This window comes from Pseudomonas sp. MDT1-16 (assembly GCF_054898115.1).
This window is the reverse complement of sequence record NZ_CM142717.1, coordinates 1,601,811-1,613,659: the sequence shown is the minus strand read 5'-3', so window position 1 is coordinate 1,613,659 and position 11,849 is coordinate 1,601,811. Positions and strand designations below refer to the sequence as shown.

The 11,849-nt window shown below is 59.5% G+C and carries 5 protein-coding genes; 3 read left to right on the top strand and 2 right to left on the bottom strand.

Annotation, left to right across the window (positions count from 1 at the left end; all coding sequences use genetic code 11):
* Positions 1-209: 209 nt before the first annotated feature.
* Both ACYZT3_RS07190 and ACYZT3_RS07185 read right to left on the bottom strand, forming a co-directional pair.
* Positions 210-1,145 (bottom strand): iron-sulfur-binding ferredoxin reductase, encoded by a 936-nt coding sequence (locus ACYZT3_RS07190; protein WP_282375436.1) that lies wholly within the window; start codon positions 1,143-1,145, stop codon positions 210-212.
* The gene (locus ACYZT3_RS07185; protein ID WP_282375435.1) at positions 1,138-2,244 is read right to left on the bottom strand and encodes a GGDEF domain-containing protein; all 1,107 of its coding nucleotides are present in this window, start codon (positions 2,242-2,244) and stop codon (positions 1,138-1,140) included. The genes ACYZT3_RS07190 and ACYZT3_RS07185 overlap by 8 nt, the downstream gene beginning before the upstream one ends.
* A gap of 523 nt (positions 2,245-2,767) precedes the next feature.
* On the opposite strand from ACYZT3_RS07185, the gene ACYZT3_RS07180 reads away from it, so the two are divergent.
* The 3 genes from ACYZT3_RS07180 (at position 2,768) to ACYZT3_RS07170 (ending at position 11,825) form a co-directional block, all read left to right on the top strand.
* Positions 2,768-4,291, top strand: a complete 1,524-nt coding sequence (locus ACYZT3_RS07180) for a fumarate hydratase (RefSeq protein ID WP_057960547.1) — start codon at positions 2,768-2,770, stop codon at positions 4,289-4,291.
* A gap of 233 nt (positions 4,292-4,524) precedes the next feature.
* Positions 4,525-9,066 (top strand): SpvB/TcaC N-terminal domain-containing protein, encoded by a 4,542-nt coding sequence (locus ACYZT3_RS07175; RefSeq protein ID WP_462031788.1) that lies wholly within the window; start codon positions 4,525-4,527, stop codon positions 9,064-9,066.
* Positions 9,063-11,825: an RHS repeat domain-containing protein gene (locus ACYZT3_RS07170; protein WP_462031787.1), complete on the top strand. Its 2,763-nt coding sequence runs from the start codon at positions 9,063-9,065 to the stop codon at positions 11,823-11,825. The genes ACYZT3_RS07175 and ACYZT3_RS07170 overlap by 4 nt, the downstream gene beginning before the upstream one ends.
* Positions 11,826-11,849 lie beyond the last annotated feature (24 nt).

Sequence of the window (11,849 nt, the reverse complement as noted above, 5' to 3'; positions counted from 1 at the left end):
AAAACAAAAGCCCCGCCAGGTGAATGGCGGGGCTTTTTGGTTTTTGATGATCGTTCCCACGCGCAGCAAAGGAATGCCTCAACGGACGCTCCGCGTCTGCTCTAGGGACGCGGAGCGTCCCGGGCTGCATTCCCACGCGGAGCGTGGGAACGATCGACCGCGAGAATCAATGCCGGTTGAAAAACGCTGACAACATCGAAAATCAGCGCTCAACCACGGAGCACAAAGACATCCGCCAGCAGTTGATTGCGCGGCAATCCCGCCAGGTACAAGCATCGGGCAAAGGCATCGACGCTGTCGGGTGCACCGCAGAGTAAGGCCAGGGTTTGCCGGGAAACAAGCCGCAGTTGCGCCAAAGCCTCTGGCAACTCGGCCGCCGTCCAAAGCTCGATGCTCAGGTTCGGGCGGCTGGCTGCCATGGCCTGCAGCGGTCTGGCCAGATAATGCTCATCGGCATCATGGGCCAGGTGAATAACACGGATGACGCCTTGGTGATCCTGTCGCAACGCTTCACGCAAGACGCCAAACAACGGGCCCAATCCGGTACCGGCCGCGAGCAACCAAAGGGGGCGGGCGTTCCAGTCCAGGTCGTAATGCAATGCCCCGCCGCGCAACTCGCCGAGACGGATCGAGTCGCCGATCTTGAATTGACGGGCAGCATCGCTGAATTCCCCCGACTGGCGACACTCGAGATGGAACTCCAGAAACCGGTCTTCATCCGGCAGGCTGGCCAACGAATACGGGCGCGCCACGTTGCCCGCCCACAACACCAGATGCTGCCCGGCGCTGTAGCGCAAAGGACTCCGAGGGATCAGGCGCAAACGCAACACGCTGGTGCTCAACCAATCGACAGCCGCCACTTCGGCCGGGCGGCCATCCTGCTGAGGATCGAAGGTGTGCACCTGCAAGTCCTCGACCACCTGACACTGACACGCCAGGCGCCAGCCTTGCTGACGCTGGTCTGCGCTCAGGGCATCGGGTCGGCTGTCACTCGGCAGCCCTTGTACACATTGCACCAGACAGGCATGGCAACTGCCGGCGCGACAGCTGTAAGGCACAGACACGCCGTTCTGATTCAAGGCATCGAGCAAGTTGCTGCCCGCCGCCACCGACCATTGGCGTTCGCCGACCCGTAACTCAGGCATCGACGTTCTCCCACGCCGCCGCGCAACGATTGCGACCGTCACGCTTGGCCCGATAGAGCGCCTGATCGGCGCGCTGCAAGGCCTCGTCGAGATCGTCGCCCAGTTCCAGCAACGTCATGCCCGCCGACAAACTGAGATGGCTGACGTTGAGGCCGACCAGTTCGACATCCGTGAACGCAATGCGCAACCGCTCGCAACATGAGGTCAGGCGTTCGGCGTTGCAATCGGGCAACAGCACGACAAATTCTTCGCCGCCGTAACGGGCCAGAACATCACCCTCACGCAAGCAAGCGCTGGCCACGGCGGCAAAGGCTTGCAGCACCTGATCGCCCGCGGCGTGGCCGTGGACATCGTTGATCCGTTTGAAATGGTCGAGGTCAATCAGCGCCAGTCCATGCACGACATCGGCGTCCATGGCGTTGAGCTCACGGGAGGCCAGGCGCAGGAAATGTCGGCGATTAAACAGCCCGGTCAGTTCGTCGGTGGCCACCAGGTCTTCGAGCTGGCGCATCATCCCGCGCAGGGTGTCCTGATGCGCCTGCAAGGCAAATCGGCGCTGACGCATGCGTTGACGCGAGTCCTGGACGTAACGGGCATAAAGCTCCAGCCAGACCAACACGATGAGCAGCACGCACACCTGCAACGCGGCCAACGCTGGGTCGGGTAGCTGGAATTGGTAGCCCTCCCACAACGTGATGGCGCTGAAACTTGCGAACACCAACAGCGCGCACCGGAGAAAGGCCAGGCGCGAAAGATGAAACAACCCGAACAGCAGAATCAGCACGTAGAACACCAGAAACGCGCCACGAGCCTCATCCAGATGGGCGATCAGCCAGGTTTGCCAGCCCAGCCCCAGCAACACTTGCGCTTCGGTCAGGCTGGGGTCGGAAAAACGCAGGTTGCAGCCGCTGTAAAACACCGCGAACAACGCCGCCTGGCTGATCACCACCAGCGCACTGCCGATGGCCACATTGGCCAAGGGTTGCTCGTAATGACCCGTGAAAAACGCCAGCCACAGCAGCAGCAAAGCCAGGGCGTAGGTGCCGGCTGCGAGGGCAAAGCGTTTAAGTAACAAGCGCTGGATGGCGTTATGGGTCAATCGTTGACTCACCGTGCGAAAGAAGGCTGCTTGAGTGTCCTACTCTACAGACCGAATGCCACTGTAGTAGCGTGCCTGATAAATGACCATTCAATTTTCAGGGCGGAAAACTGGCGTCAAAGCCATGACCCGGTTTCCCCTGAACACAACATTCCCTGTAGCAGCTGGCGGAGCCTGCGTCCGGCTGCGCAGCAGTCGTCAATCCTGCGTATGCGGTCTACCTGACATACCGAGGTGTATGGTTTTACGACTGCTACGCAGCCGGACGCAGGCTCCGCCAGCTGCTACACGTATTGCGTCGAGCGACAAAGTCAGTCCAGGTCGCGCCACAGCGATGCGGTCCATGCGACCAACGATTGACTACCGGCGCGTGTGCCCGCCACCGAGGCGCGGTATACTGCCGCGCCTTTTTAGCGTCGCGCCAGCAGCCCCGGCGTGCCTTAAGAGGTGCTTGCAACCGACCGATGCACCCAAGCTGCAAGCACCTTATTGAATGTTCCCGTCTTTTAGAGGAGCGCGACTCATGACCGTGATCAAGCAAGACGACCTGATACAGAGCGTTGCTGACGCCCTGCAGTTCATTTCCTATTACCACCCCGTGGATTTCATCCAGGCGATGCACGAGGCCTACCTGCGTGAAGAATCGCCGGCAGCTCGCGATTCGATGGCGCAGATCCTGATCAACTCGCGCATGTGTGCCACCGGCCACCGCCCGATTTGCCAGGACACCGGCATCGTCACCGTGTTCGTACGCGTGGGCATGGACGTGCGCTGGGATGGCGCCACCATGGGCCTGGACGACATGATCAACGAAGGCGTGCGCCGGGCTTACAACCTGCCGGAAAACGTTCTGCGTGCCTCGATCCTCGCCGACCCGGCGGGCGCTCGTAAAAACACCAAGGACAACACCCCGGCCGTTATCCACTACTCCATCGTCCCGGGTAACACCGTGGAAGTGGACGTGGCGGCCAAGGGCGGCGGCTCCGAGAACAAGTCGAAAATGGCCATGCTCAACCCGTCCGACTCGATCGTCGACTGGGTGCTCAAGACCGTTCCGACCATGGGCGCCGGCTGGTGTCCACCGGGCATGCTCGGCATCGGCATCGGCGGCACCGCCGAGAAAGCCGCGGTGATGGCCAAGGAAGTGTTGATGGAATCCATCGACATCCACGAGCTGAAAAAGCGCGGCCCGTCCAACCGTATCGAAGAGATGCGTCTGGAGCTGTTCGAGAAGGTCAACCAACTGGGCATCGGCGCCCAAGGCCTCGGTGGCCTGACCACCGTGCTCGACGTGAAGATCATGGATTACCCGACTCACGCCGCTTCGTTGCCGGTGTGCATGATCCCGAACTGCGCCGCTACCCGTCACGCGCACTTCGTGCTCGACGGTTCCGGCCCGGCATCCCTTGAAGCGCCACCGCTGGACGCCTACCCGGAAATCGTTTGGGAAGCCGGCCCATCGGCTCGTCGTGTCAACCTCGACACCCTGACCCCGGAAGACGTGCAGAGCTGGAAGCCGGGCGAAACCGTCCTGCTGAACGGCAAGATGCTCACCGGTCGCGATGCTGCGCACAAGCGCATGGTCGAGATGCTGAACAAGGGTGAAACTCTGCCGGTGGACCTGAAAGGTCGCTTCATCTACTACGTCGGCCCGGTTGATCCGGTGCGCGAAGAAGTGGTCGGCCCTGCCGGTCCGACGACGGCCACGCGGATGGACAAGTTCACCCGTCAGATCCTCGAGCAAACCGGCCTGCTGGGCATGATCGGCAAATCCGAACGCGGCCCTACTGCGATCGAAGCGATCAAGGACCACAAAGCCGTTTACCTGATGGCGGTCGGCGGCGCGGCTTATCTGGTGGCGCAAGCCATCAAGAAATCCCGCGTTGTTGCTTTCGCCGAACTGGGCATGGAAGCGATCTACGAGTTCGACGTGAAAGACATGCCGGTGACCGTTGCGGTCGACAGCAAGGGCGAGTCGGTACACATCACCGGTCCTGCCATCTGGCAGAAAAAGATCAGTGAAAGCCTGGCGGTGGAAGTGCAGTAAGCGCTTCAACCTGCCACCACGGCCGGGTCATCTCTCAGATGCCCGGCCGTTTTTTTTGTGTCCCTTTTACTGTTCGCTATATAAGACTGACTTTCCCACGTCATTCGTTCTAAAAATACTGACCTCACCTGTCATATCTGACAGGTCACGCGGCCTGCTGATCTTGTTAGCTTTGCTCCATCCCGCGATACCGTTGCAACAGGCGGACGCAAAGCCGAAACAGGATCAGCCCCATGGAAGAACAAGCCTCCCTGAGCATCACTGAGCCCTCCATCGCCAAGAGTGCTTCCATTGCCACGATTGGCAAAAGCTGGGGATCGGTCGGCGTGACGGGCAGTGCCTCGTTCGAGTTACCGCTACCGCTTTCAGGCGGGCGCGGATTCGATCCTGCACTGGCGCTGAGCTATGACAGCCAGGCCGGTAACGGTCCGTTCGGTATAGGCTGGCGTTTGGGCGCCAGTGCCATCACTCGCCAGACCAGCAAGGGGGTGCCCGATTACCTCGACGTCGACATCATGGTTGGCCCCGGCGGCGAGGAGCTGATGCCCGAACTGGATGACGAGGGCAAGCCAACCTCCAGAATCGAGACCCAATACCGCGAGCTCGATATTGGCGAGCACCGCGTGGTGCGCTACTGGCCACGGGTCGAGAGTTCGTTCGATCTGATCGAGCGTTGGCAACCGAAAGATAGCCCGCCCTTTTGGCTGGTGCACGGGGCCAATGGCAGTCTTCACGTCTATGGCAAGTCTGATGCTTCGCGCCGTGCCGAACCGGTCGACCCGGCCAACCCTGACGCGCCGCCGCGTATCGGTGTGTGGTTGCTGCTCGAAAGCATGACCCCCCATGGCGAACATATCTGTTTCGACTACAAGCCCGAAGATCAAGCGCACAACCCGGATGACTCGCACGACTATCGTGCCCAGCGTCACCTGCACCGGGTGTGTTACGGCAATGCCCGGGCCAGCACAGACTTGTATGCCTGGACCGTGGAAAACCCGGCGAGCCTGGACTGGCATTTCCACCTGGTGTTCGACTACGGCGAACGCACCCTCGATCTGGAAGAGAAACCACTTTACGGACCGCCGTTCGATGAACCCGGCGAGGGTTATGGTGAGTGGCAACTGCGCAGTGATCCCTTCCACAGCTACACCTATGGTTTTGAACTGGGGACCCGACGCCTGTGCCATCAAGTGCTGATGTTTCATCACTTCCCAGAGCTGGGCTCAAATCCGGTGCTTGTTCGGCGATTGCTGCTGCAATACCAAACGACCTTCCTGGAATACACCCAACTGGTGGCGGCGCACTATCAGGCGTACGACGCCAGCGGCGCGGTGGAAAACATGCCGCCGGTGGAGTTCGACTATTCAGGCTTCGAACTCAATAAGCAGTCGAGCCCGTTCTTCCCCTTCGAAAACATGCCCGGCATCGAGGACGGCGCGCACCACCAATGCGTCGATCTGTTTGGTGAAGGCGTGCCCGGATTTATCTGTCGTTACGACCGGAGCTGGTATTACCGCGAACCCTTGCGCTCGCCGACGGAGGCCGATGAAATCCATTACGGCCCATGGACAGAACTGAGCCGCATCCCCGTGGCCGATCGCAATCAACCGACCTATCAGGCGCTGACCGATCTGACCGGCGACGGCCGGCTCGACTGGATCCTCGCCTCACCCGGTGTGAGCGGTTTTCACACCCTCAATCCCGATCGCAGCTGGTCAGGGTTCATTCCCTTTTCGGCGTTCCCGGTGGAGTTCTTCCACACGCTTTCACAGTCTGGCGACTTGATGGGTGACGGGCTCAGTTCGATGGCGCTGATCGGCCCGCGAAGCGTGCGCCTGTACGCCAATCGGCGGGAGGACGGTTTCGCCCAGGCTCAGGACGTGGAGCACAAACCGGACACCGACCGCCTGCCGCTGTTCAGCAACTCACGCAGCGAACTGGTGATGCTGAGCAACTTGCTGGGCAGCGACATGAGCGAGCTGTGCCGCATCCGGCACGACGAAATCAAATGCTGGCCGAACCTCGGTCAAGGCCGGTTCGGCAAGGGTTTTGTCATGAGTACCCTGCCCTTCGACTACGCAACATTCGACGTGGCACGCGTGCGCATCGCCGACCTGGACGGCTCCGGCGCACCGGCACTGATTTATCTGAAGTCCGACGGTTTCGAGATCTATTTCAATCACGGCGGCAATGGTCTGGAGCAAATCCCGGTCACAGTCCCTTGGCCTGACGACATTCGTTACGACAACCTGTGCCAGGTCACCCTTGCCGACCTGCAAGGCCTGGGTTGCGCGAGCCTGATCTTGACCGTGCCGCACATGGCGCCGCGGCACTGGCGCTACGATTTCGTCAGCGCCAAGCCTTACATGCTGGTGGCCAGCAACAACAACATGGGTTGCAGTACGCAGGTGATGTATCGCAGTTCCGCGCAGGAATGGCTGGATGAAAAACCAGCGACCAACCCAGTGTGCTACCTGCCGTTCCCCGTACCTGTGGTCAAACAACAAAACCAGCTCGATGAAATCACCGGTAACCGCCTGAATCAGTGTTTCCAGTATTTTCAGGGTTATTACGATGGCCGGAACCGCGAGTTTCGCGGCTTTGGGCTGCTGCGCCAGACCGACAGCGAAGCCGGCGCACGTGCTGCAGACGACATCGGTTTTACCGCCCCGGCGCTGGTCTGCACCTGGTTCCATACCGGGCGGCTGATCGATCTGCCAGGCGATGGCTACTTCAATCGTGATCCCGATGCCCTTGCATTGAAGCCCACGTTGTTTTGCCAGTATCACCGCAACGACCATTTCGATGATCCCGTTCCGCCCGCCGACGAAGGCACCGCCCACGAAATCGCCCGCGCCCTCGCCGGTTCTGTGCTGCGCGTGGAGACCTACGCCGCCGACGATGACCTGGCCACGGCGGTGCCTTTCGCTGTGGAGGAAAGTCGTTACAAGGTCCGCGAACTGCGCAAAAAGGCAGGCCATGACGCTTACCCGATCATGCTGCCCTTGCCGCTGGAAAAGATCAGCTATCAGTACGAACGCTTCCAGAATGACCCTCTGTGCCGGCATGAAATCACGTTGGGCCATGACGAGTTCGGTTTGCCTGTGCATGCCATTACGGTCAGCTACGCACGACGCAGAAACCCGGATGATGACGAACCGCCGTTCGATGACGTTGATGAAAAGAAATGGTGGACGGATGCTCACGACCCGGCCCAACAGTCCTACTACCTGAGCGAGTCACGAACCACGTTCATTCACTTGAAGGAAGACCTGCAAGGCTGGCGACTGGGCCTTCCCTATCAGCAACGAGGCAATGCAATGGTGTTGCCCAAGGGGGCGGCACCTGCAGGACTTACTCCTGCAGATATCTCCTATGAACGGTTTATCGATCTATACGCCTCGCCCGAATGGGTCGCTCAGAGGCTACTGACCACGCAGTCTGTCAATCGCTACCTCAAGACTGACGATCGAACATTGCTTGCCGATGGCAAGGCCGATTTCGAGGCACTGCGGGCACCGCTGGAAATTGCACAACTGGACAAGACCGCACTGGAAGCCTACGACACGGTGCCGTCGCTCATTATTCGGGACGAGCTGGAAAGAGTCGGCTACTTGCCCATGCCCCTGGTGCTGGGGGTAGACGAGCTGGCAGACAAGGAGGAGGACGAGGAGAGAAATCTATGGTCGTCCCGCTATGGTTATGCCAAGTACGGCGAACTCGATAGTTTTTTCAACGTGATTGAGTACAACGAAACGCCAAGTCACGGCATCACGACCGCCCGTTACGACGCCTACTGCCTGCTGCCGAGCAGCATCAAGCAGCCGGATGGGTGCGAGGCCCGTTTCGAATATGACTATCACGCGCTGCAACTCATGCACAGCATCGACGCCAATGACAATGTCGAGGAAGCCCTTTACGAGCCGTCCGGACAACCACTTGCCATCAGTTTTTATGGAACCGAAGACGGCGTGGAGGTCGGTTTTCGCCCCCTCGACGAACACGTACGCCCCGAGGACCATCGTCCTGACCCAGCGATCGACGATCCGAAAGGCGCCCTGCAAAATGCGGCCAGTGTATTGCGCAAAGACCTGTTCAGCTGGATGGGTGAACTTCCCGTTTCCGTCAGGCAGACACCTGACTGGCTGAACACCTGGATCGCACAAGGTGACGTGCTACCCAGCCTGCACGTTCGCGCCAGCGCCCGTCATCGCCTGTCCCGGCTTAAATCCCTGAGCGGACCTGAACAAGCGCTGCTCGATCTGATCGACACCGTTCCTCGCGAACCCGTGCACAGTGTTGTCCTCACCGCCGACCGGTACCACGACGATGATCTGCAGCAAATCCAGATCATTAAAGCCTTCGTGGATGGTTTTGGCCGGCCATTGCAGATCAAACAATTAGTCGAACCCGGCCCTGCTTTTGTGGTGGAAAACGGAGAGCTGGTGATTGAAAACGGCGAACCAAAGGTTGCGCATGCCGATCCGCGCTGGCGCGTCAGCGAACGTGTGGAATACAACAACAAGGGATTGCCCGTGCGGGTGTTTCGCCCGTACTTCGCCAATGGGCACCGCTATATCAATGACCATTCCTTCCGTGAATTCGGCCATCACGATCAGAACTTTTACGACGTGCTCGGTCGCCCGAACAAAGTCATCAACGCCCGAGGGGATGTTGCACTTGAAATCATTCATCCCTGGTACACCACCAGCCTGGACTTTAATGACACCTACGTTGCTCCACCTGAAGGTGAGCTAAAGGCAGGCAAACAATGACAACGACGGTTCATTGGCGCACCCCGAATGTGACGGCCATTGATAGTCGCGGCTTACCGATTCGCCAAGCCGAGTACTTGCGCAAGGTCATCGGCGGACCGCTGGCAACCCTGCTCACTCGCCAGCACTACGACGCCGCCGGGCGCCTGGTCGAGCAATCGGACCCGCGATTGTTCGGGTTCATCCCCAATCTGACTACGGTCTACCACCTTTCCGGTGAGCCGCTCAAAGTCGACTCCGTCGATGCCGGTTGGCGTTTGACGCTGCCCGGCGTGGCCGGGGAAGCGCTTCAACATTGGGACCAACGCGGCAGTCATTGGCGCACCACCTACGACCCTCAGTTACGCCCGATTGCCATCGAGGAAAACGGCCAGCCAAACGTCGAAATCTTTACCTATGCCGACGCCTCGGCCGATCCCGCCCACAACCTGCGCGGCCAGCCGACCGAACAGTTCGACCGCTCCGGCACCTTGAGGCTCGACAGCTACAGCCTGCTGGGGCAACCACTGCGCGAAACCCGAACCCTTGAGGGCGAGCCCTACCGCAGCAGCCGCATTTACAGCCCGCTCGGCACGGGGTTGAGCCAGACCGATGCCGGTGATCACCAGCAGCAATTGCGCTACGACATTGCCGGGCAGCTCAAGCAGGTTCAGCTGCGGATAAAAGGAAGCTTGAACTGGCAGCCAGTTCTGAAACACGCGCAGTACAACGCCAATGGTCAGATCACCGACCAACGCGCCGGCAATGACGTGTTCAGCACCTGGACCTACGATCCCGCCGATGGGCGCCTGTCCAAGCAACGAGCGCAAAAAACCACCGAGCCGGCTCTGCAAAACCTTGAATACTTCTACGACCGTGTCGGCAACATCACCCGCATCCTCGACCACGTCTTCACACCGACGTTTTTCGCCAACCAGCGGGTCGATGGCCACCGCGACTTCACCTACGACTCGCTGTACCGGCTGACCAGCGCCAGCGGCTACGACGACGGTCCACCTTCGGACATCCCGGGCCGGCCGCAGCCAACCGACCCCAACGACCGGCGCAACTACACCCAGACTTACCAGTACGATCACGGCGGTAATCTGATCAAACTCAGCCATGTGCGCGAAGGCGCCAGCCATACTCGCCAGATGTTCATCGACCCGTTCAGCAACCGTGGCGTGCGCTGGGCTGAAGGTGATGCCGATCCGCAATTCGACAGATTGTTCGACCGTCATGGCAACCTGTTGGCGTTGCAGCCGGGGCGAGGTTTGCAATGGAACGCTCGCGATCAACTGGAGTGGGCGACATTGGTCCATCGCGACAACGGCCCCGACGACGCAGAGCATTACCGCTACAGCCAGGGTGCACGGGTCTTCAAGCGCCAAGAAACCCACACATCGGCGACCCGCCATTTCCACGAAGTGCGCTATCTGCCGGGACTGGAAATCCGCACCCGCGACAACGGCGAAGAACTGCACGTGATCACCCTCGTCGGCGGCTTCGACAGCGTCCGTTGTCTGCATTGGGTGACGGGTAAACCGACCGGTATCGACAACGATCAATTGCGCTACACCCTGGACGACCACCTGGGTTCCTGCCTGATGGAACTGGATCAACAGGCGCAACTGATCAGCCACGAAGGCTACTACCCGTTCGGCGCCACGGCGTGGATGGCGGTGCGCTCGCAGATCGAAGTGGCGTACAAGTTCATCCGTTACTCGGGCAAGGAGATGGATGTCAGCGGGTTGTATTACTACGGCGCGCGATACTACGCGCCGTGGTTGCAACGCTGGATCAGCGCCGATCCGGCGGGGGATGTGGATGGCCTGAGTCTCTATGCGTTTGTGGGCAACAATCCGCTGAGCTATTTCGATAATCAAGGCAAAAAAAGAACACCCAGCGAGTTGAAGAATAGAATTGTCAGCGGTTTCCAGTTTCTATCCAGCGTCCATCATGAAATGGACACCTTGGACAAACAGCTCTCTGATCTTTCCCACCCGGCTGCATTCCGGTTGAACATTCTGAAAAACCTTGTCTATCAAATCGCCAACGGCGCTGTTGGCTGGTACACGTCATTCCACGGCGCTGGCGCCGCTGGCGGGGCCATTCCAAAATTCACCAACGCCAATCCGCATTTATCGGGCGGCGTGTTCGGCATGCTTCTGGGCAACAGAGTCGCCGATAAAAGTACCGGCTTGTATGCCCAACTGATGAGCCCCTTGAAACTCGACACCCCCATCGTGCCGGATCCTTCCGCGTTCAGCGCCGACACGCTTAAAGAACGGGCAGGATTGGGCCTGGCGGGAAACTCCAACGAAAATCTGTTTCGCCCTGCGACGGGTGATGAATTTATGGCTAACTCGATTGCACTGGTATCCAGAACGGTCGGGGCCTACATCCCAGGAGTCGGGGAAGCCTTTGCCATGGCGAAAGTGGCCGAAGACGCGAACCGGGCTGAGGAAGGGCTGTTCCAGATAGAGCTGCATGAAATCGAGTCGACGCTTGAGCAGTTGCGCGAAGCGACTGTGGGCGTAGCGGCACAGATCAATGCGGATTTCGCCGAACTGGGCATTAAAGAGTTTTATGACCAAGACCAATTTTATTTGAGGGATCTTGTACTAGGACGCGTGGGCACCGACAAGGCAAGCACGGTTCACCAGGCGAACCTTTCACCTTTCAAAGAGCGCGCGATAGGTGACATTAAGCGTACGCAAGTGACGCTAAAACGATACGGTCGACAGGTGGCAGAAAAAACCGCCAAAAGAGCGGCCTGACTTCGAACGAAACAGGTTGAAGGG